Consider the following 21,492-nt stretch of genomic DNA (forward strand, 5'->3'; position numbering starts at 1 on the left):
CAGCAGCAGTCCTACGGCCAGCAGCCCGGCTACGGGCAGCAGCAGTCCTACGGCCAGCAGCAGCCGGGGTACGGCGATTCGTCGGCCTACGGCCAGCAGCCCGGCTACGGGCAGCCGCAGGGCTACGGCCAGCAGGCCCCCGCCTACGGCCAGGGATACGGCCCGCAGGGCGCGGTGGTCCCCGGTGCCCCGGCTCCCCTCGCGGAGTGGTGGCAGCGTCTCGTGGCCCGGATCATCGACGGCCTCATCGTCGTCGCGATCCCGCTGACCCTCCTGACGAACGTGCTGAACTCCATCCTGGGGCCGGGGTACGACGTCACGACGGGCGAGCTCGAGCTCGGGAACCTCTTCCTCGCCGGATTCCTCGCCTACCTCATCACCGGCCTGATCGTTTTCGCTTACGAGTTCTTCATGCTCAAGCAGAACGGCCAGACCCTGGGCAAGATGGCCATGGGCATCAAGGTGGTGCCGGTCGGAAGCAGCTCGCTCTCCGGCGGTCTTCCCACCGACTACGCCGTGAAGCGGGTGGGCGTGTACAGCGGGCCGCTGGTCCTGGGCGGAATTCCGATTCTCAGCCTCGTCGCCGGCGTCTTCAACCTGCTGAACGTGCTCTGGCTGCTGTGGGACAAGCCCCTTCAGCAGGCCCTGCACGACAAGGTCGCCTCGACGGTGGTCGTCAAGACCAAGTAGCCGAGGCCGATTCGCTTCGTGATTGCCGGGGCCGGTGGTTCGTCCACCGGCCCCGCTTTCATGTGCGGACGGGTTCTCGGACCCCGCTCGCGTGGACGCGTGCATCGGGCCGTCTTCACTTACCGGCGGGAAAACGGTGTGGGGTAACAGCCCGGGGGCAGGCTCCGGTCCGAGGGCAAATCCATTCACTTCGGTGAGAGGGGTGGCATGGACGCCTCCTCGCGCCTCGAAGGCGAGAACCACCTATCGGCGTCCGGGCTGTCCGGAGCCCGGCCTGAGACGTCAATGGACCCGGTTTCGGCCCGGCGGGATCCAATGGGACCGGCCGCAATGGGCGTGACGGCAATGGACGCGGATCCAATGGGGCCGGCCTCAGCGGGGGGTCCGGCGGCAATGGGGGGCTCGGTCGCAAAGGGGGGTCCGGCGGCAATGGGGGGCTCGGTCGCAAAGAGCCCGGGCGCCCTCCCGGAAGGCCCAATAGGCGGGGTTCCGCCCCCCGGAGTTCCCGGGCCGCCGGCGGGATGGCGCGAACGATTGCTCGCCCGCATCATCGACGGCGCCCCCTTCGTGGTGCTGTACTGGATTCTGTCATTCCTGTTCTACGCGGCCTTCGCGCCGCAGGACGGAGATCGGCTGAGGGACCCCCGGGTGCTTCCGGGGTTGTTCGCCGGACTGATCGCCTTTGGCGCTTATACGCTCTATGACTATGCGCTGCACCGCCGGAGCGGCCGCACCCTCGGCAAGAAAGTGATGAGGATCCGCGTGGTCCCGTGCGGCACGGCTCCGCAGCCCGGCGGGCTGCTGAAGCGGGCGGTTCTGTATCCGGGCGTTCTCCTGACCGTGGGCATTCCCGTGCTGAACCTGCCGGCGGCCGTCTTCGGCTTTGCGATGGGCCTGTCGATCCTCCTCGACGGGCCTCTTCTGCGGGGGTTCCACGACCGGGTGGCGGGTACTCTCGTGGCCAAAGACCTGGCCTGACATTGGCTTCGGCGGCATAAAGATCATCGTGTGGTCACTCCGCCGGGCTTTTCCGGGGCACTTTACGAGTGCAACCGGTAAGACGCCTGGAGAGACGCATTAGAGTGTGCCCGGGAGCGGTAGAGTTGCCCCTGGGACGCACATCGCTCCTGGAAGCCGCTAAGGTCATAGGTGAGCGGATACGCCCGCGCGGGTGTGTTCCCGGCCTGCCGGGTCCCTGCGGGCGACGATTTCGCGGTTCCTGAATGCCGACCCTGCGGAGCGAGGACATGTACGACGTAATAGCGGCGCTGACGCCCCCCGTGGTGGTCGGCGGGGTTATTGTGTATGCAGTTTTCAAGCTCTTCCGCGGTGAGGCCGCCGGTCGTCGGCCCTCGAAACGAATCGATCAAGCCGACTCTCAGTAACGGCTGATCCTCCCTTCCTCGCCCCGGTTTGCCGGAAGAATCGCCCGGGATCCTGGAATTGCTGCCCAGACAGCGCGGGTATATGTTTAGCTAGCAATGAAACAATGCTCCGTGAAAGGGTTCCTTACATGGCCAAGCAGATCCAGGAGATTCTCATCGACGACCTCGATGGAGGCGAGGCCAGTGAGACCGTCAGCTTCGCGATTGACGGCGCCAGCTATGAGATTGACCTGAGTGACGTAAACGCGAAGAAGCTCCGCGACTCCCTGGCTCCTTTCGTCAGCAGTGCCCGCCGTTCCACCGCTGTGGCCCCCAGGCGCCGTCGCGGTGGCAGCGCTCGGGCCCTGACCCGGGAGAAGAGCGCGGACATCCGGGCGTGGGCGAAGTCCCAGGGCAAGAACGTCAGCGAGCGCGGCAGGATCGCCTCCTCGATCGTCGAAGAGTACGAGCGGGCTCACTGAGCGACGGTCGGCGAAATGGTTCGCCGCTCGTGATCATGCGGTTATGGCGGCCACGGTGGGGTCCGGTGGCGGCCATGGCCGCATGATGCATTTCGGGGCCCGTTCGCGCCCGTTCTCTCCCGGCGCGCAAACGTCGCGCGGCGTCCGGTCCGGCCGCCGTACGGAGTCCTGCCGTCCCCGCCGTCCCCCGTCTTCCGAAAACATTGCGCGGGCTTCACAGTCTGTTTGCGAGCGCCTCGCGATCACCCGCGTCCGGGTCGCCTGGCGGCCGCCGTACGTCACCGGGCGCGCCTCGATGGCCGCCCTCGCGCGGTTACGTGACGCGGGCGCTTCTTCTAACGTGTTCTCCGCATGTGCGCTCTCTACGTGCTCCGCGTTCGCCGTGGAGCTCCGGAGCCGGTCGCCGCGGTTGTGCGGCGGCTCCCCGGCAGCCGCTATCTTCCGCTCCGAAAGGCCCTTCCGGATCGCCGTTAGCGGCGGAGAAGCCCTCTTATGCCGTTCGATGGTCGATAAACGTCGTTCGCTTGCGGCGTAGCGGGAACATCACACCCCCGACAAGTAGTTGGATGGAGCGTGAACGCCCTGCTCTCGGGGAACGTCCTATGGCATAGAGCGGTCTCCGGGTCAGGGCTACCATGCGGGAGGACAGGGCCCGGATATCCCGGACCTGCCTGACCGCTCTGTGAGGAGCGACGAGATGTTCGAGAGGTTCACCGACCGCGCACGGCGGGTTGTCGTCCTTGCCCAGGAAGAGGCAAGGATGCTCAACCACAACTACATCGGTACGGAGCACATTCTTCTTGGTCTGATCCATGAAGGTGAAGGCGTTGCCGCCAAGGCTCTGGAGAGCCTCGGCATCAGTCTTGAAGGTGTGCGGCAGCAGGTCGAGGAGATCATCGGCCAGGGCCAGTCGGCGCCGTCGGGGCACATTCCCTTCACCCCGCGCGCCAAGAAGGTCCTTGAGCTGTCGCTCCGCGAGGCCTTGCAACTGGGGCACAACTACATCGGCACCGAGCACATCCTGCTCGGCCTCATCCGTGAGGGCGAGGGCGTGGCCGCCCAGGTGCTGGTGAAGCTGGGCGCCGATCTCAACCGGGTGCGACAGCAGGTCATCCAGTTGCTCCACGGTTACCAGGGCAAGGAGCCGGCCGCCTCGGGCGGGCCCCAGGAGGCCGCGCCGTCGACCTCGCTCGTGCTCGACCAGTTCGGCCGCAACCTGACCCAGGCCGCCCGCGAGGGCAAGCTGGACCCGGTCATCGGCCGTGACAAGGAGATCGAGCGGGTCATGCAGGTCCTCTCCCGGAGGACCAAGAACAACCCGGTCCTGGTGGGCGAGCCCGGCGTGGGCAAGACCGCCGTCGTGGAGGGCCTGTCCCAGAAGATCGTCAAGGGCGAGGTCCCCGAGACGCTCAAGGACAAGCAGCTCTACACCCTGGACCTGGGCGCGCTGGTGGCGGGTTCGCGCTACCGCGGAGACTTCGAGGAGCGCCTGAAGAAGGTTCTCAAGGAGATCCGCACCCGGGGCGACATCATCCTGTTCATCGACGAGCTGCACACGCTCGTCGGCGCGGGCGCCGCGGAGGGCGCGATCGACGCCGCCAGCATCCTCAAGCCGATGCTGGCCCGCGGCGAGCTGCAGACCATCGGCGCCACCACGCTCGACGAATACCGCAAGCACCTGGAGAAGGACGCCGCCCTGGAGCGGCGCTTCCAGCCGATCCAGGTGGCCGAGCCCAGCCTCAGCCACACGATCGAGATCCTCAAGGGCCTGCGCGACCGCTACGAGGCCCACCACCGGGTCTCCATCACCGACGGGGCCCTCGTGGCCGCCGCGCAGCTGGCCGACCGCTACATCAGCGACCGGTTCCTGCCGGACAAGGCGATCGACCTCATCGACGAGGCGGGCTCGCGCATGCGCATCCGCCGGATGACCGCCCCGCCGGACCTGCGCGAGTACGACGAGAAGATCGCCAACGTGCGGCGCGAGAAGGAGTCCGCGATCGACGCGCAGGACTTCGAGAAGGCCGCGGCCCTGCGCGATCAGGAGAAGCAGCTCCAGCTCAAGCGCGAGCGCCGGGAGAAGGAGTGGAAGGCCGGCGACATGGACGTCGTGGCCGAGGTCACCGAGGAGCTCATCGCCGAGGTCCTCGCCACCGCCACCGGCATCCCGGTCTTCAAGCTCACCGAGGAGGAGTCCCAGCGACTGCTCCGCATGGAGGAGGAGCTGCACAAGCGGATCATCGGCCAGGAAGACGCCGTCAAGGGTCTGTCCCGCTCGATCCGCCGCACCCGCGCCGGTCTGAAGGACCCGCGCCGTCCGGGTGGCTCGTTCATCTTCGCCGGCCCGTCCGGCGTCGGTAAGACCGAGCTGTCCAAGTCGCTGGCCGAGTTCCTGTTCGGGGACGAGGACGCGCTGATCATGCTGGACATGTCCGAGTTCATGGAGAAGCACACCGTCTCCAGGCTGTTCGGCTCCCCGCCCGGCTACGTCGGTTACGAGGAGGGCGGCCAGCTCACCGAGAAGGTGCGGCGCAAGCCGTTCTCCGTGGTCCTGTTCGACGAGATCGAGAAGGCCCACCCGGACATCTTCAACTCGCTGCTGCAGATCCTGGAGGACGGTCGCCTGACCGACGCCCAGGGGCGCGTGGTGGACTTCAAGAACACCGTCATCATCATGACGACCAACCTCGGCACCCGGGACATCTCCAAGGGCATCGGGGTCGGGTTCGCCAAGTCCAACGACTCGGAGTCGAACTACGACCGGATGAAGGCGAAGGTCCAGGAGGAGCTCAAGCAGCACTTCCGGCCCGAGTTCCTCAACCGCGTCGACGACATCGTGGTCTTCCACCAGCTGACGCCGAAGGAGATCATCCAGATCGTGGACCTCATGCTCGGCCAGGTCGGCGAGCGCCTGAAGGACCGCGACATGGGTCTGGAGGTCTCGCAGGAGGCCAAGCAGCTGCTGGCCGACCGCGGATACGACCCGGTGATGGGCGCCCGGCCGCTCCGCCGTACGATCCAGCGCGAGCTGGAGGACACTCTCTCCGAGAAGATCCTGTACGGCGAGCTCCGTCCCGGCCAGACCGTCAAGATCACGATCGAGGGCGAGGGCGACAACGCCAAGTTCGTCTTCGTCGGCGAGTCCACCAACCAGGTTCCCGACTCGGCGGCGTCCATCGTGGAGCCCATCCAGCACTGACGCCCTCGGGCACGACAGAGAACAAACAGGCAGACCCCGCGGTGACGAGGCTCACCGCGGGGTCTGCCTATTTGTTACCCAAGGAACACCTTTCCGCCACCACAAGTAGTACTACACTCTGTAGAGCGAACGGGGCCCTGTCCTGTCCCGCGGCTCACCAGCCGCCCATGCGGGACCGGAACCTCCCCGAGATCAGCCCAGCGGCGTACGGCGGAATCCGCTCCCGGAGTGACGCGGAGACCGGCGTGCACGCGAGATGCTCTCGGCGGACCGGGCCGAGTTCCCGGAAAGAGAGGGACTTCCGGCCCATGAAGCCGGAGCCACGCGGGTGTGGGGCAGCAAAGTCTCTTACACGGAGCATGCCTGGGAGGCATCGAATGCGTTTGCGGCACGAGGATGGAACGCTCGTTCACCTGGCCTACAACGCAGGTGTGCACCCCGCGGAGGACCTGGAGAACCTGATCGCCCACCTGACCCGCTACGCGGTCCCGGTGCGCAAGCGCCTGGACGTGGAGCGCATGGGCGTCGGACTCTGGCTCTCCCCTAGCGTCGCCGATCACCTCGTCGCCGACCGCATCGAGCTGGTACGGCTCCGCCGCTCCCTGGAGGAGCGCGGCCTGGAGGTCGTCAGCCTCAACGGCACCGGCGGCCGCAACCAGGAAGCCCCGGGCCCCGACTGGGCCAAGCCCGAGCGCTACCGCTACACGATGGCGCTGGCCAAGATCCTGGCCTTCCTCCTCCCGGAGGACGTGCGGTGCGGCAGCATCTCCACCATCCCCATCGGCTGGCGCCGCGACTGGCCGGCGGACCTGCACTCCATCGCCTCGCGCCGCCTGGAGCGGCTCGCCCGCGAGCTGCGCGGCCTCTACAGCGTGACCGGCAAGACCATCAGGGTCGGCTTCGAGCCGTGGCCCGGGTGCGTCCTGGAGACCACCGAGCAGGCCCTGGAGCGGGTCTGCGACATCGACTCCGAGCACCTCGGAGTCTGCCTGGACGCCTGTCACCTCGCCGGGGGCGGCGAGGAGCCGGGGGCGGCCCTGCGCGGCCTGGCCGCGGCGGGAGCGCCCGTGGTCAAGCTCGGCCACGTCCACAACCACATGGGCGACGCCTGCCAGGAACTCCCCAGCACCCGCCCGGTGCTGGAGGACACCCTGACCGCGATGCTCTCCGGCGCGGTGAGCGGAACCGCCCACATCGAGGTGGAGACCCACGACCTGGCGGTGCCGGTGCGGACCAAGGGCCCCGGCGCGCTGGTCAGCATGCTGGCCGACGAACTCGACTGGGCCCGGGTCAACCTCACCGCCCTGGGCTTCCGCCTCGCCGCCTAGCCCCGCCGGGACACCCGGCAGGAGAGCGCCGAGAGCGCGAGCCGGCCGGGCCCTCAGGACGGGAGCCGGTACGTGCCGTCGTCCAGGACCTCGGCCAGCCCGTCGGCGACGAGACCGTCCAGGGCGCGCTCGCGCTGCGGGGCGTCGTCCCAGACGACGTCGAGGGCGGCCTTCGGGACGGGACCGTGGGCCTGGCGGAGAACGGTCAGGAGCCGGCCCCGGCACTGGCGGTCGGTCCCGGCGTAGGTCTGGCCCTTGCGCGCCGGCCCGTCGTAGGCGGGCTTGCCCGCCAGCCGCCACGCGCACCGATCGTTGATCGGGCAGTCGGCGCAGCGGGCGGTGCGGGCCGTGCAGACCAGGGCGCCCAGCTCCATCACGGCGACGGCCCACACGGGCGCGTCCTCCGGGCCGGGCAGGAGCGACTCGGCGAGCACCCGCTCGGCGGCGGTGGTCGCCTTCGGTGGATACTCCTGGCCGGAGACGGCGCGGGCGAACACCCGGCGCACGTTGGTGTCGAGCACGGCGTGCCGCCCCCGGAAGGCGAAACTCGCCACCGCCGCCGCGGTGTACTCGCCGACGCCCGGCAGGGCCAGCAGGGCGGCATGATCGGCGGGGACCTCGCCGCCGTGCCGCTCCACGATCGCCCGGGCGCACGCGTGCAGGTTGAGCGCCCGGCGCGGGTAACCGAGCCGGCCCCAGTGCCGTACGGCCTCACCGGGCGGCTCGGCGGCCAGCGCGGCGGGCGTGGGCCAGCGCTCCATCCACTCGGTCCAGACCGGAAGCACCCGGACCACCGGCGTCTGCTGCAGCATGATCTCGCTCACCAGGATCGACCAGGGAGTGGCGTCCGGGGCGCGCCAGGGGAGGTCGCGGGCGTTGGCCGCATACCAGTCGAGGATGGGACGGAGCAGCGGGCTGGACTTGGACACCTCTTGACGATAGTGCGGTCTACCCGCAGCTTTGCCCTCGGAAACGGTATAGCGCGCGGCGGGTCGCCTCTCGTGGCCGAACATGAATCTCCATACTGTGCGCATGGATCCGGACACGTTCCGCAGCGACATCGGGGTGGACGTCTACTGGCGGCGCCGCCTGACGGCCCTCATCGCCGTCCTGATCGTGGTCGCCGTCGTGGCGTGGGCCTGCTCGTCGTCGGGCGGCCCGCAGGACGTCCAGGCGGCGCAGGCGTCCCGGACCGGGTCTCCCGGCCCCGACCCGCTGCTGGCCGCCCTGCCCACGGTCACGGTCACCCCGACGCCCTCGCAGAAGAACACCGAGTCGGCGTCGCCGTCCGCCGCGGCGCCGACTCCCGAACCGGCCAAGCCGTCCCCTCCGCCCAAGCGCCCGGGCGGCGTCTGCGAGACCTCCGACCTCGTGCTGAGCCTGCAGGCGGACGGAGAGGTGTACGGCGCGGGCGACCTGCCCCGCTTCTTCCTCACGCTGGTCAACACCAGCAAGGTGATGTGCGTGGCCGACGTGGGCCCCCGCTCCCTTGAGATCCGCATCACCTCCGGCAACGACCGTGTCTGGTCGTCCTCCGACTGCGTGAGCGGCGAGACCGAGAACCTCCGCAGGCTCGAACGGGGCATCCCGTACGTCCAGTCGATCGAGTGGGACCGCCACCGCTCCGCCACCGACTGCCAGGCCGAACGCCTCACGGCCCGCCCCGGCACCTACGTGGCCACCGTCCGCGCCACCGGCATGAAGAGCCGCAAGGCCGTCTTCCACCTCCGCTGATCACGGCGCGCGTTACCCCGTACGGGGTCAGACGTAGCGTTCCAGGATGGACGACTCGGCCAGGCGGGACAGGCCCTCGCGGATGTGGCGGGCGCGGGTCTCGCCGACCCCGCCCACTTCCTGGAGGTCGGTGGTGCTGGCGGCCAGGAGCTTCTGGAGGCTGGTGAACTGCTCGACCAGGCGGTCGACGATGGTGGCGGGCAGGCGCGGGACCTTGGCCAGCAGGCGGTAGCCCTGCGGGCTCACCGGGCTGTCCAGGGCCTCGGCGCCGGTGTGGCCCAGGATCTGCGCCACCTGGGCGAGATCGAGCAGGCCGCCGGAGGAGAGCCGGTCGAGCTCGTTCAGGGACTCGGTGACCGTGCGGACGCGGCGGCCCGTCGTGGGGAGGTAGTCGCGGACGATGAGCTCGCGGTCGGTCTCCGTACCGGCGACCAGCTCGTCGAGTTGCAGGGAGAGCAGGCGGCCGTCGGTGCCGAGCTCGACCACGTAGCCCGCGATCTCGTCGGAGATCCGGCGGACCATCTCCAGCCGCTGGATGACCACCGCGACGTCGCGGACCGTCACCAGGTCCTCGATCTCCAGCGCCGAGAGCGTGCCGGAGACCTCGTCCAGGCGGAGCTTGTAGCGTTCGAGGGTGGCCAGGGCCTGGTTGGCCTTGGACAGGATGGCCGCCGACTCTTCCAGGACGTAGCGGACGCCGTCCAGGTAGAGGGCGATGATCCGCATGGACTTGCTGAGGGAGATGACGGGGAAGGCCGTCTGCACCGAGACCCGCTGGGCGGTGCGGTGGCGGGTGCCGGACTCGTCGGTGGGGACGGACGGGTCGGGCATGAGGTGTACGGCCGCCCGCACGATTTTGCTGTCGTCGCAGTTCAGCACGATGGCGCCGTCCATCTTCGCCAGCTCGCGCAGCCGGGTCGCGGAGAACTCGACGTCCAGCTCGAACCCGCCGCTGCAGATCTTCTCGACCGTGCTGTCGTAGCCCAGCACGATCAGGCCGCCGGTGTGTCCCCGGAGGATGCGCTCCAGGCCGTCGCGGAGCGCGGTGCCCGGGGCGACCGCGGCCAGGATGGCTCTTCGGCGCTCGTCAAGCCCCTTGTAGGTTGCTGCCACTTGACCCCCGTGGTCTGCGTTGCGAGCCCGCTCGTGGACAGGGACCCTCGACCGGGTCCGGGGACCCAGCTTAGCGGCGTCGCCCTCGCGAGGTCCGGAACCGTCGGGCGATCAGCTCTGGGTGGTGGATCCGCCGGCGGGGAGGAGTCACGTGATGTGGGACAGGGCGTCCCAGACGTTCTCCGCCTCGATGACGTCGAAGCCGGGGGCGAAGCTCGCGCGGCCGTTGACGCGGACCAGGGAGGCCTCGCCCCGCTTGCCCTTGCCGGCGTCGAGGGAGCCGGTGGGGACGAGGGCGCGGGTGAAGCCCAGGCGGGCCGCCTCCGACAGGCGGCGGCGGACGTCGCGGACCGGCCGGAGCTCTCCGGCCAGGCCCACCTCGCCCAGCACCACCAGGCCGGGCGGGAGCGCCTTGTCCCCGGCGGCGCTGGCCACGGCGAGCATCACCGACAGGTCGATCGCGGGGTCGCTGAGCTTGATGCCGCCCACGGTCGCGGTGAACACGTCGCAGCCGCCGAGGCGGGCGTTGAGCCGCCGCTCCAGCACGGCCAGCACCATCGTGACCCGGTAGGGGTCGAGCCCGGAGGAGGAGCGGCGGGGCTGCTGGGCCTCGGTCCGGGCGACCAGGGCCTGGACCTCGGCGGGCAGCGGCCGGGTGCCCTCCATGGTGACCGTGACGCAGGTGCCGGGGACGGGCTCGGTGCGGTGGGAGACGAACAGGCCGCTGGCGTCGGCGATGCCCTCGATGCCGCTCTCGTGCAGGTCGAAGCAGCCGACCTCGTCGACCGGGCCGTAGCGGTTCTTGATCGCGCGGACCATGCGGAGCCGGGAGTGGCGGTCGCCCTCGAAGTGCAGCACCACGTCGACGAGGTGCTCGAGCGTCCGCGGACCGGCGATCGAGCCCTCCTTGGTGACGTGGCCGACCAGGACCGTGGACATGCCGCGCTCCTTGGCCATCCTGACCAGGTTGCCGGCGACCTCGCGGACCTGGGTGACCCCGCCGGGGACGCCGGTCGCCTGGGTGGAGCCGATCGTCTGCACCGAGTCGACGACGAGCAGGCCCGGCTGGACCCGCTCCACGTGGGTCACCAGCGCGCTCAGGTCGGTCTCGGCCGCGAGGTAGAGGGAGTCGTGGATCGCGCCGATCCGGTCGGCCCGGAGCCGCACCTGGGCCGCGGACTCCTCGCCCGTCACATAGAGGACGGTCTGCTGGCGTGCGATCTTGGAGGCCGCCTCCAGCAGGAGCGTGGACTTGCCGATGCCGGGCTCGCCGGCCAGCAGCACCACGGCCCCGGGCACCAGGCCGCCGCCGAGCACCCGGTCGAGCTCGGGCACCCCGGTGGTGCGCGCGTGCGCGACCTCCGCCTTGACCTGCCCGATCGGGACGGCCGGAGCCGTGACCGCCCCGCCGGATGCCACGCTCACGCCGCTGCGGGCGGTCTCCTCGTCGACCGTGCCCCACGACTGGCATTCGCCGCAGCGTCCGACCCACTTGGCGGTCTGCCAACCGCACTCGCTACAGCGATAGCCGACCTTCTTCGCCATGGCCGCACGCTACCGGCCCGCACCGACAACTTTCACCCGGTACGGGATGCCGTACCGGGTGAAAGCCCGATGGATCAGGGAGCGACGGGCGCGGCGGGGCGGGTCAGCGGGAGGACGACCGTGACGCGCAGGTCCAGGTCGGCGGTGGCGCGCTGCGGCGTGTAGAGCGCGGTCCCGGACGTGATCTGCAGGGTCAGGCGGCTGTCCTGCGCGGCCCGCCAGGCGATGGTCTCCAGCTCGCGGGAGACGACGTGGGGCCGCCCGTCCAGCCGGACCGGGACGGGGGTCGCCTGGTTGCCGACCACGACGCCGGTGCGCTCGTCCACGAGCTGGGCGTACACGAACGTGGTGGAGGGGCTCCCGGTCGCGGCCTTGCCCCGGTAGACGAGGGTGACCCGGGGCGCCCCGACCAGCTGGCCCTCGGCGCGCGGGGCCTTGATCTGGACGTTCACCGCCTTGGCGGCGGGCCTGGCGGCGGTCGGCAGGCCGGAGGTGTCGCCCGGGCGCACCTGGAGCCCGCCCTTGCCGGATCCGTGCAGCAGGCCCGAGGGGAGCAGCGGGTAGCGGGAGGCGCCGCGCCACACGCCGGTGTCGTCCACGTACTCGAAGGCGGGCCCGGTGTCGGTCTGCCGCTCGCCCTTCAGGTGCTTGGCGAACCAGGCGAGGCTGATCTTCTCGATGTGCCCGGCGGGGCCCGGGTTGCTCGCGCAGGCGCCGTGGCCGCCGCAGAACCAGGCCATCTTCACCGGGGTGCCCGCGCGGCGCAGGTGCTCGTAGTTCGCGACCGCCTCGTCGAGCGGGAACAGGGTGTCGACGGTGCCCTGGAGGATCAGGGTGGGCGCCTTGATCCGCCGGACGAGGTGGCCGGGCCCGCGGTCGGCGTACCACTCCTCGTCCTCGGGGGACATGGTCCCGGTGGTCGCCCCGGAGACGCAGGAGCTGCGCACGTGCGCCTCGACGCGGTTGGTCCCGGCCATGCCGCCGGCGCACAGGATGCCGGCCCAGCCCGCCTTGTAGGCGTTGTCGGGATACAGGCTGCCGAGCAGCGAATTCCAGGCGATGGAGGGGATGAGGGCGTCGACGCGGCGGTCGGCGGCGGCGGTGACGAACTGGGCGCCGCCGCCGTAGCTCCCGCCGGCCATGCCGACGCGGGGGTCGCCCTCCCGGTCCAGCGCGGCCTCGGGCTGCTGCGCGATCCAGTCGATCAGCGCGGAGACGTCCCGGCCTTCCAGGTCCGCGTGGTTGACGTTGGCCTCGCCGCCCGAGCCGCCGAACCCGCGGGGGTCCCAGGTGACGACGTTGTAGCCGCTGTCGCGCAGTGCGCCGGTGCCGACGACCCCGCCCGCGTCGCTGCTGCGGGTCTCGCCGGTGCGGTCGCCGGGGGCCGACCAGCCGGGGCCGACGAGGACCGTCGGCGCCTGCTCGCCGGCGCCGAGGTTCCTGGCCGGGAAGAAGTTGGTGACGATCTCGGTGCCGTCGAAGGACGCCACCTTGACCGTCCGGACCTCCGCCGCCGCGGCCGTGGCGGTTCCGGCGACGGCCGCCGGAGCCGCCACGACGGCCAGGCCGAGCGCGGCCGCGAGGGCCGCCCCTGCGCGCATGCGCATCCTGCCTCATCTCTACCGATTAGAACGATGTTCGGCGGCAATGATGGCAGTTTGTCCGGTTTTCAGGAAGTGGTCTCTTACTGTCCGGGGAATGTTTTCCTAGATGTGACCTTCGAGGTCGGCCAGGAGGAGGCGCTTGGGCTTGGCGCCCTTGATCTGCTGCACGACCTCGCCGTTCTTGTAGAGGTTGAGCGTCGGCAGCCCGAGGACCCCGTACCGGCTGGAGATCTCGGGGTAGTCGTCGGCGTTGAGCTTGGCGATCGTGACGCGGTCGCCGTACTCGGCCTCGATCTCCGTCAGGACCGGCGCGATCATCTTGCACGGGCCGCACCACTCGGCCCAGAAGTCCACCAGGACGGGCTTGTCGCTGTCCAGCACCTGCTCGGCGAAGTTCTCGGCGGTCAAAGTGATCATTTCTCGTCCTGCTCTCTCGGTAGGCATCCAGGGCAGGCCGTGGTGAGCTGCGCGGCCACCTCGGCCCGGCGGGCCAGGAGGGTTCGGATCTCGTCGTCGATCTCGGCCAGCTTCCGCCGGTAGACCGCGACCGACTCCGGGCACGAGCTGCCCGACGCGTGCCCGGCCCGCAGACAGGCCACGAACGGCCTGGCGTCCTCCAGCGTGAACCCCACGGTGAGCAGCGAGCGGATCTCGGTGACGAGTCTGAGGTCGTCCTCGCTGTACTCGCGGTAACCGTTGGCCGCACGCCGCGCGGTGATCAGCCCCTGCTGCTCGTAGTAGCGCAGCGCCCTGGTACTGATCCCCGCCCGCCGGGCGAGCTCCCCGATCCGCATCCGGCCCTCCTCATGCGACGACGGTAATCCTTGACGCCGGTGTCAATGTCAAGCCCGGCCCGTCTGTTCCCGGCCCGGCGTCCCCCGGCCGACGGGTCTGCGGCCGTCCTGCGACCGCCGCGTCCCGCGCCGCTTCGACCTAGAATCGATCATTCACGGAATGTTCACTTTCGTTCGAGGGGCAGGGCGTGTACGAGGAGATCGTCGAGTTCGCCCGGGGCACCCCCGCGTGGCTGCACGCCTTCGCGGAGACGGGGACGGACGCGGGGCTGCTCGTCTTCGCGGCGCTGTACTTCCTGGCCTGGTGGCGGGCGCGCAGGCTCCGGCCGCGGGACATGGCGCTGGTCCTCCTCGGCCCGGTGGCCGTGACCCTGACCTACCTGTTCAGCGAGGTCGTCAAGGTCGTCGTCCGGGAGGACCGGCCGTGCCGGGGACTGGTGACCATCGCGACCTGCCCCGAGGCGGGGGACTGGTCGTTCCCGAGCAACCACGCGGTGATCGCGGCGGCGGCGGCCGGCACCCTCGTCCTCGCCTGGCGCGCGCTGGCCGCCTTCGTGCTGCCGCTGGCCGCGCTGATGGCCTTCTCCCGGGTGTTCGTCGGCGTGCACTATCCGCACGACGTGGCGGCCGGGTTCGCGCTGGGCGTGACGCTGGCTCCGCTGCTGGTGCTGTTGCTGGTGGGGGCGGGCACCCCGGTGGTGCGCCGGTGGGGGTCGCGGATGATGGCGGGCACGGACGGCCCGCGCGGTCAGTAGAGGCGCCAGCGCAGGAGGTTGGGGTAGGCGAGCTCCAGGCCGGGGGTCTCGGCGATGGCCCGCTCGGCGATCGCCGGGGTGAACTCGATGCGCAGGACCGCCTCCAGATCGGCCCGGCGCTCGAAGGACATGCGCAGGTCGAGACGCTGGGTGGTCCAGCCCCGGGCGGCCCAGAAGTTCTCCACGGCCCTGGTGGAGTAGGCGGGGACGGACTGGCTGAACCAGCGGCCGAAGGCGCCCCTGGTGGCGTCGATGTCGATCACGAAGGCCGCGCCGCCGTGCCGTACGACCCGGGAGAGCTCGGCCAGGCCGGGCTCGCAGCCGGGGCCGAAGAAGTAGGCCCAGCGGGCGACGGCGACGTCCACCGAGGCGTCCGGGAGGGGCATGGCCTGCGCGGTGGCGGCGTGGATCTCCACGTTGGGCAGGGCGCGGCAGCGGCGCCTGGCGAGTTCGACGAGGTCGGCGTGGGGCTCGACGCCGATCACCCGCGCGGCCGTGGCGGACGCCGGGGGCAGGTGGTAGCCGGTCCCGCAGCCGATGTCGAGGACGGTGGCGCCGGCCCAGGGGCGGATGGCGGTGATCGCGGCCTCGATCCGGCCCTCGGGGTCGACCGCCCGGTTCTCCAGCTCGTAGACGTGGGGGTTGTTCCAGATGTTGGGGCTGGGGATGGCGCCCTTCACGAACCGCGGCATCCCTCAACCGTAGCCGTGGGATCCGGACATGTGTTCCGGTGCGTCGCCCGGGTATGCGATCGGAAGTGTGAACCGTGCCCGGATCGGGGTAGCGTCCGGGAATGTGGCTCGTGCCCCGGCCCGTCATGTGATCTGGGCCGCACGGGGGTGGCCGGACGCCATTCCGTAACGGACGCGCTTAGTCTGAACACTGTGAGGGATCGAAGCGGGCGGGCAGGCGGGCAGACGGGCATCGAGTCGTTCGCGGATGAGAACGCGAAGGCGAGGAGTTTCCGATGAGCGTCATCCGGGTGCCCAGCGCGCAGGTCGCGCTGTCCACGGCGTCGGTCTATCCGGAGCGCACCCCGGACGCCTTCGAGCTGGCGGCGCGCCTGGGGTACGACGGTGTGGAGATCATGGTGGGCGCCGACCCCGTGAGCCAGGACGTCGACGTCCTGGAGCGGCTGGTCGACCACTACCAGTTGCCGATCCTGGCCATCCACGCGCCCTGCCTGCTGGTCACCCAGCGGGTGTGGGGCAAGGACCCGTGGGCGAAGCTGAAGCGCGCCCAGCAGGCCGCGGAGCGGGTCGGCGCGAAGACGGTGGTGGTGCACCCGCCGTTCCGCTGGCAGCGCGACTACGCGCGCGACTTCGAGGTCGGGCTCGCCAGGATGCGCGAGGAGACCGACGTGGTCTTCGCGGTGGAGAACATGTTCCCGCTTCGGGCCCGGGGCAACAAGGTGGTCCCGTACTCCCCGGACTGGAACCCCGTCGAGTACGACTTCCCGCAGGTCACCCTGGACCTGTCGCACACGGCGGTGTCCGGGTCCGACGCCTGGGAGATGTTCACGAAGCTGGGCGACCGCCTGGCCCACCTGCACCTGGCCGACGGGGTCGGCATCCCCAACCGGGACGAGCACCTGGTGCCGGGGCGCGGCAACCAGCCCTGCGCGCCGATCCTGGAGCGGCTGGCGGGCAACGGCTTCGACGGCCTGGTCGTCCTGGAGATCAACACGCGTAAGGCGGCCAGCCGCACCGAGCGCATCGACGACCTCGCGGAAGGACTGGCCTTCGCCCGCCTCCATCTCGCGGCCGCGGCCAACGCGTGAGCGAGCGCGGCGAGCGGTCCACGGGCACGGCGGCGTCGCGGGCGCGGCCGGCGGAGGAGGCCGCGTGAGCGAGGTGACGACGGGGCGGCGCAGGCCGGGGCGCAGGCCGGGATCGGCGGACACGCGCGGCGAGATCATGGCGGCGGCCCGCCGGACGTTCGCCGAGAAGGGGTTCGACAAGGCCACGATCCGGGGCATCGCCCGGGAGGCGGGCGTGGACCCGGCGCTCGTGCACCACTACTTCACGAGCAAGGAGGGCCTGTTCGTCGCGGCGATGGAGCTGCCGGTCAACCCGGAGGAGATCATCCCGCTGCTGGTGGCCGGGCCGCGGGAGGAGACCGGGGAGCGGCTGGTCAGGTTCATCCTCACGATCACCGCCGACGCCCAGGCTCGTCAGCCCGTGCTGGCGCTGATGCGCACGGCGATGACCAACGAGCAGGTCGTCGGCATGATCCGGGAGTTCATGACGCACGCGCTGCTGGAGAAGGTCGGCGAGGCGCTGGGGGTCTCCCCGCTCCGGATGGAGGCGGCGTTCGCGCAGATGTTCGGCGTGGTGCTCGTGCGGTACGTGATCAGGCTCGAACCGATCGCCTCGGTCGGCATCGAGGAATTGGTCGCGCTGCTCGCGCCCACCGTCCAGCGGTACATCGACGGAACCTGAGCCGCCCGTTCGGAGTTTCACGCGGTTTGTACGGCGGTTCGCGGCGTTTCGACGTGTCTAGAGCATTGTTCCGGAGTATGAATTAACCATAAGGTGACCACGGTTGCCGAGGGTCCCATCCCGGATGGAAGTTACCCACGGGTAGGATCCGGGGTGACCCCTTGTCACCGTGGATGACCGGCGGTCGTACGCTGGCAGCCAACGCCGTCTGTGGGAGGACCCGTGCTCTGGGTAGCCATCATCGGGCTCGTCATGACAGTCGTCGCGCTCGCGCTCGCCGCGCGCCGCGTCCTGTTCCTGTACAAGCTCGCCACCATCGGCCCGCCCGCCCCCGAGCGGATCGAGTACGCCAAGGACAACGCGGGCGCGGAGATCCAGGCCCAGCTGGTCGAGGTCTTCGGGCAGAAGAAGCTGCTGAAGTGGACGGCGTCCGGCGTCGCGCACTTCTTCGTCATGTGGGCGTTCTTCATCCTGGCCACGGTCTACCTTGAGGCGTACGGCGCGCTCATCCAGGGCGCGATCACCGGCACGCCGGACTTCCACATCCCGCTCATCGGCACCTGGCCGGTCCTCGGCTTCCTGCAGGACTTCATCGCGCTCGCCTGCCTCCTGGGCCTGGCGACCTTCGCGATCATCCGCATCAAGAACTCGCCGAAGAAGCTCGGCCGCGGCTCCCGCTTCTCCGGCTCGCACCTGGGCGGCGCCTGGCTCGTCCTGTTCATGATCTTCAACGTGATCTGGACGCTGTTCCTCGCGCGCGGCGCGGCGGTCAACACCGGCAACTTCCCCTACGAGTCGGGGGCCTTCGTCTCCGAGGCGGTCGCCTCGATCCTGCCGACCAGCACGCTGCTGGAGGAGATCGGGCTGCTCCTGCACATCGGCGTCATGCTGGTGTTCCTCGTCATCGTGGTGAACTCCAAGCACATGCACATCTTCACCGCGCCGCTGAACGTGCTGTTCTCCCGCCGTCCCAACGCCCTGGGCCCGGCGCAGGAGATGCGCATCGACGGCAAGGTCGTCGACTTCGAGGACGAGGACCTCGACGGCGACCGGCTGGGCCGGGGCAAGATCACCGACACCACCTGGAAGGGCTTCCTCGACTTCTACACCTGCACCGAGTGCGGCCGTTGCCAGTCGCAGTGCCCGGCGTGGAACACCGACAAGCCGCTCTCGCCGAAGATGCTCATCCTCGACCAGCGCGACCACGTCTTCGCGATCGCCCCGTACCTGATGGCGACCGAGGAGCAGCGGGCGCACGCCGGCCAGGACGTCCTGGCCCTGCTGGAGAAGCCGCTGGTCGGCGAGGACGGCGTCATCCACCCGGACGTGCTGTGGTCCTGCACCAACTGCGGCGCCTGCGTCGAGCAGTGCCCGGTCGACATCGAGCACATCGACCACATCCTCGACATGCGCCGCTACCAGGTCATGGTGGAGTCGAGCTTCCCGACCGAGGCCGGCGTCATGGTCAAGAACCTCGAGAACAAGGGCAACCCGTGGGGCATGTCCGAGATGAAGCGGGCCGACTGGATCGAGGAGCTCGACTTCGAGGTCCAGATGGTCGACGAGAAGATGCCCGAGGACACCGAGTACCTCTTCTGGGTCGGCTGCGCCGGCGCCCTGGAGGACCGGGCGAAGAAGACCACCAAGGCCGTGGCCGAGCTGCTGCACATCGCGGATGTGAAGTTCGCGGTGCTCGGCCCGATGGAGGCCTGCACCGGTGACCCGGCCCGCCGCCTGGGCATGGAGTTCCTCTTCAACATGCTGGCCCAGCAGAACATCGAGACGCTGAACGAGGCCGGGGTCAAGAAGATCGTGGCCACCTGCCCGCACTGCTTCAACACCCTCGCCAACGAGTATCCGCAGCTCGGCGGCCACTACGAGGTCGTCCACCACACCCAGCTGCTGGCCAAGCTGGTGGACGAGGGCAAGCTGGTCCCGGTCAGCCCGATCGAGGAGAAGATCACCTACCACGACCCGTGCTTCCTCGGCCGCCACAACAAGGTCTACTCGCAGCCTCGCGACATCATGTCCAAGGTCCCCGGCGTCAAGACCCAGGAGATGCACCGCCACAAGGACCGGGGCTTCTGCTGCGGCGCCGGCGGCGCGCGGATGTGGATGGAGGAGCGGATCGGCAAGCGCATCAACACCGAGCGGGTGGACGAGGCGCTGACCACCGACCCGGACACCATCTCCACCGCCTGCCCGTTCTGCCTGGTCATGCTGGGCGACTCGATCAACGAGAAGAAGAACGCGGGCGAGGCGAAGGAGACCCTGGAGGTCGTGGACGTGTCCCAGCTCCTGATCAAGTCCATCAAGGGCGAGCCGGTGGAGGCCTCCTGAGCCGCCGGGTTCTCCGGCCCCGGATGATCTCGCGCTGACCGCGCCCGCCGGGGTTTCCCGACCGGACGTCAGGCACGGCCCGCGTTTTGCGGGCCGTGCCTGACTTTTCGTCAACCCTCAGCGAAAAGGACACTGGGTCCGAAACTCTTCCTTCTGATTACGGAAAAATCACGGTAACCTCAACGTCGCGTAGCTCATTCGACGGGGAGGGGCTGGCGGTGCGCGTCGTCGTCATGGATGCCGAAGTCACTTTGGCCGACGTTCTGTCCCTCCGGCTGGCCGTCGACGACCCTCTCACCGAGGGGGTCGGGCTGGTGCTGCGCCACCGGGCGACCTCCGAAGAGCGCGACGTGACGCTGGGCGCCCCCGGGACGCCCGGTGAGGAGACCCGTGACGTGACGCTCGCGGTCTCCCTCGCCCCGCTCGATCTCGGATCCGGCCGCTGGGACGTCTACCTGGAGCGGGAAGGGCGGCGCACCCGGCTGCGCAGCGTCGACCCCGGCTTCTCCCTCGACCACCTCGACGCCTACGCGCTGAGCCGGCGCACGCTGGCCTACCGGGCCTACCGGACGCGCAACGGCTTCCTCGCGCTCAAGGTCGACCAGGTCGAGCCGGCCGCGGAGGTCCGCGCCGTCTGGTTCCGGGAGGGCCGCTTCGAGGTCACCGGGCTGCTGGCCTTCACCGGCCTCGACGACGACGAGTCGCGGCACGAGGCCCGCCTGGCGCTGCGCCGCAGCGGGACCGACGCCGAGCTGACCGCCGCCGCGACGGTCCAGGGCGTGCGCTTCCACGCCGCGCTCTCCCTGTGCGACGTGGTGGGGGTCGCGCCGGAGGAACCGGGCACCTGGGAGCCCACGCTGAAGGTGGACGGCCTGTCCGAGCCGCTCCGCCTGGGCTCGCGGCTGGACGACGTGGACGGCAAACGCCGCCGCCTGCACTACCCGGCCGCCCAGATCGACGGGGTGCCGGTCCGTCCCTGCTACACCGCCGACGACACGCTCATGATCGAGGTGGGTGGGTGAGGATCTGCCTGCTCGTTCCCTCGGCGTACGGCATGCGCGGCGACGTCCGCTCCGTCATCAACCTCGCGGGAGAGCTGGCACGAAGGCACGAGGTCGAGATCCTCAGCGTCCGCCGGCACAGGGAGCGGCCCTTCTTCCCGGTCGAGTCCGCGGTGAAGCTCTCCTGGGTGGTCGACGCCAGGCCGGGCGTGCGCCACCTGCTCCCGCGAGGACAGCTCCGGACCGAGGTCGCCCTGTGGCGGCGGCTGCGCGCCCTCCGGGCCGACGCGCTCATCACCACCAGGCCGGGGCTGGGCGTGCAGGCCGCCCGGCACGCGCCCCGCGACATGGTGCGCATCGCCCGCGAGTGGGGCCGCCCACCGGTGCCCGGGCCGATCAAGAAGTTCTACCCGCGCCTGGACGCGGTCGCCGCCGCCACCGAGAGCGGCCGCCAGGACTGGGAGCGCCTGATGGACGGCGGCGTCGGGGTCGGCCTGATCCCGGACGCCCTGCCCGCGGGGCCCTGGCCGCGCTCGCGCATGGACAACCGCATCATCGCCGCGGGCGGCCGCTGGGTGCCGGTGAAGGCCTACGACCGGCTCATCCGGGCCTTCGCCGTCATCGCCGACAAGCGTCCGGACTGGCGGCTGCGGCTGTACGGCGGGGGCCCGGAGGAGAAGCGCCTGCGGGCCCTGGTCCGCGACCTGAGCCTGCACAACCACGTCTATTTCATGGGGACCACCCCCGACCTCGCCGGGGAGTTCGCCAAGGCCTCGATCGTGGCGGTGACGTCGCGGGCCGAGGTGCTCGGGATGACGGTGATCGAGGCGATGGCCAGCGGGGTGCCGGTGATCGGGTTCGACAACTCGCGGGGGGCGGGGGAGTTCGTGACGCACGGCCGGAGCGGGGTCCTGGTCCCGGAGGGGGAGGGCGAGATCGAGGCGTACGCCGCCGCGCTGCTCGCGCTCATCGACGACGAGCGCAGGCGCCGGGCGCTGGCGGCGGGCGCGCTCGAGGCCGCGGCCGCCTACGGGGCGCCCGTGGTGGCCGGAAAGTGGGAGGAACTGATCACGGCTGCTTCCAGCCGTGGCTGACGCGGGTA

Annotated in this window: 19 protein-coding genes; 12 read left to right on the top strand and 7 right to left on the bottom strand. The window is 70.2% G+C overall.

The features are described from left to right. The 5 genes from Plo01_RS09985 to Plo01_RS10005 all read left to right on the top strand — a co-directional run. A partial coding sequence (locus tag Plo01_RS09985) for an RDD family protein (RefSeq protein WP_203890249.1) occupies nucleotides 1-690 on the top strand: 690 nt, incomplete at its 5' end. Between the two features lie 429 nt (nucleotides 691-1,119). Then, the gene (locus Plo01_RS09990) at nucleotides 1,120-1,668 is read left to right on the top strand and encodes an RDD family protein (RefSeq protein WP_275415374.1); all 549 of its coding nucleotides are present in this window, start codon (nucleotides 1,120-1,122) and stop codon (nucleotides 1,666-1,668) included. A gap of 535 nt (nucleotides 1,669-2,203) precedes the next feature. Beyond that, a complete protein-coding gene (locus tag Plo01_RS09995; protein ID WP_203890251.1) occupies nucleotides 2,204-2,536 on the top strand; it encodes a histone-like nucleoid-structuring protein Lsr2 in 333 nt (110 codons plus the stop codon). 697 nt (nucleotides 2,537-3,233) lie between these two features. Then, nucleotides 3,234-5,735: an ATP-dependent Clp protease ATP-binding subunit gene (locus tag Plo01_RS10000; protein WP_203890252.1), complete on the top strand. Its 2,502-nt coding sequence runs from the start codon at nucleotides 3,234-3,236 to the stop codon at nucleotides 5,733-5,735. Nucleotides 5,736-6,112: 377 nt separating this feature from the next. Next, nucleotides 6,113-7,063, top strand: a complete 951-nt coding sequence (locus tag Plo01_RS10005; RefSeq protein ID WP_203890253.1) for a TIM barrel protein — start codon at nucleotides 6,113-6,115, stop codon at nucleotides 7,061-7,063. A gap of 53 nt (nucleotides 7,064-7,116) precedes the next feature. Here the strand turns inward: Plo01_RS10005 and Plo01_RS10010 are convergent, their stop codons facing one another. Next, nucleotides 7,117-7,992, bottom strand: a complete 876-nt coding sequence (locus Plo01_RS10010) for an HhH-GPD family protein (RefSeq protein WP_239316101.1) — start codon at nucleotides 7,990-7,992, stop codon at nucleotides 7,117-7,119. 103 nt (nucleotides 7,993-8,095) lie between these two features. Between Plo01_RS10010 and Plo01_RS10015 the strand changes: the two genes are divergently transcribed. Then, a complete protein-coding gene (locus Plo01_RS10015; RefSeq protein WP_203890255.1) occupies nucleotides 8,096-8,797 on the top strand; it encodes a hypothetical protein in 702 nt (233 codons plus the stop codon). Nucleotides 8,798-8,824: 27 nt separating this feature from the next. Here the strand turns inward: Plo01_RS10015 and disA are convergent, their stop codons facing one another. The 5 genes from disA to Plo01_RS10040 all read right to left on the bottom strand — a co-directional run bounded on the left by disA (nucleotide 8,825) and on the right by Plo01_RS10040 (nucleotide 13,853). Next, on the bottom strand, nucleotides 8,825-9,910 hold the full coding sequence (disA, locus tag Plo01_RS10020) for a DNA integrity scanning diadenylate cyclase DisA (protein WP_203890256.1): 1,086 nt from the start codon (nucleotides 9,908-9,910) through the stop codon (nucleotides 8,825-8,827). A 147-nt stretch (nucleotides 9,911-10,057) separates the two neighbouring features. Further along, a complete protein-coding gene (gene radA / locus Plo01_RS10025; protein ID WP_203890257.1) occupies nucleotides 10,058-11,455 on the bottom strand; it encodes a DNA repair protein RadA in 1,398 nt (465 codons plus the stop codon). A 74-nt stretch (nucleotides 11,456-11,529) separates the two neighbouring features. Further along, entirely contained in the window at nucleotides 11,530-13,062 is a 1,533-nt protein-coding gene (locus tag Plo01_RS10030; RefSeq protein WP_239316103.1) for an alpha/beta hydrolase family protein, read from the bottom strand. 99 nt (nucleotides 13,063-13,161) lie between these two features. After that, nucleotides 13,162-13,476, bottom strand: a complete 315-nt coding sequence (gene trxA, locus Plo01_RS10035) for a thioredoxin (RefSeq protein ID WP_203890258.1) — start codon at nucleotides 13,474-13,476, stop codon at nucleotides 13,162-13,164. Continuing rightward, on the bottom strand, nucleotides 13,473-13,853 hold the full coding sequence (locus Plo01_RS10040; RefSeq protein ID WP_203890259.1) for a MerR family transcriptional regulator: 381 nt from the start codon (nucleotides 13,851-13,853) through the stop codon (nucleotides 13,473-13,475). The genes trxA and Plo01_RS10040 overlap by 4 nt, the downstream gene beginning before the upstream one ends. 188 nt (nucleotides 13,854-14,041) lie before the next feature. On the opposite strand from Plo01_RS10040, the gene Plo01_RS10045 reads away from it, so the two are divergent. Beyond that, nucleotides 14,042-14,608, top strand: coding sequence for a phosphatase PAP2 family protein (locus Plo01_RS10045; protein ID WP_203890260.1), 567 nt, complete (start codon nucleotides 14,042-14,044; stop codon nucleotides 14,606-14,608). Here the strand turns inward: Plo01_RS10045 and Plo01_RS10050 are convergent. Then, a complete protein-coding gene (locus tag Plo01_RS10050; RefSeq protein ID WP_203890261.1) occupies nucleotides 14,602-15,300 on the bottom strand; it encodes a class I SAM-dependent methyltransferase in 699 nt (232 codons plus the stop codon). The genes Plo01_RS10045 and Plo01_RS10050 overlap by 7 nt on opposite strands. 275 nt (nucleotides 15,301-15,575) lie before the next feature. On the opposite strand from Plo01_RS10050, the gene Plo01_RS10055 reads away from it, so the two are divergent. From Plo01_RS10055 to Plo01_RS10075, 5 genes are all read left to right on the top strand, one after another. Then, nucleotides 15,576-16,388, top strand: coding sequence for a sugar phosphate isomerase/epimerase family protein (locus Plo01_RS10055; RefSeq protein ID WP_203890262.1), 813 nt, complete (start codon nucleotides 15,576-15,578; stop codon nucleotides 16,386-16,388). A gap of 64 nt (nucleotides 16,389-16,452) precedes the next feature. Then, entirely contained in the window at nucleotides 16,453-17,049 is a 597-nt protein-coding gene (locus Plo01_RS10060) for a TetR/AcrR family transcriptional regulator (RefSeq protein WP_239316105.1), read from the top strand. A 222-nt stretch (nucleotides 17,050-17,271) separates the two neighbouring features. Next, nucleotides 17,272-19,389, top strand: a complete 2,118-nt coding sequence (locus Plo01_RS10065; RefSeq protein WP_203890263.1) for a (Fe-S)-binding protein — start codon at nucleotides 17,272-17,274, stop codon at nucleotides 19,387-19,389. Between the two features lie 218 nt (nucleotides 19,390-19,607). Beyond that, nucleotides 19,608-20,411, top strand: a complete 804-nt coding sequence (locus tag Plo01_RS10070) for a hypothetical protein (RefSeq protein WP_203890264.1) — start codon at nucleotides 19,608-19,610, stop codon at nucleotides 20,409-20,411. After that, nucleotides 20,408-21,484 (top strand): glycosyltransferase, encoded by a 1,077-nt coding sequence (locus Plo01_RS10075; protein WP_203890265.1) that lies wholly within the window; start codon nucleotides 20,408-20,410, stop codon nucleotides 21,482-21,484. Before Plo01_RS10070 ends, Plo01_RS10075 begins: the two co-directional genes overlap by 4 nt. Nucleotides 21,485-21,492: the final 8 nt, after the last annotated feature.

It is taken from the genome of Planobispora longispora (assembly GCF_016863135.1).
In the GTDB taxonomy this organism is placed as follows: domain Bacteria; phylum Actinomycetota; class Actinomycetes; order Streptosporangiales; family Streptosporangiaceae; genus Planobispora; species Planobispora longispora.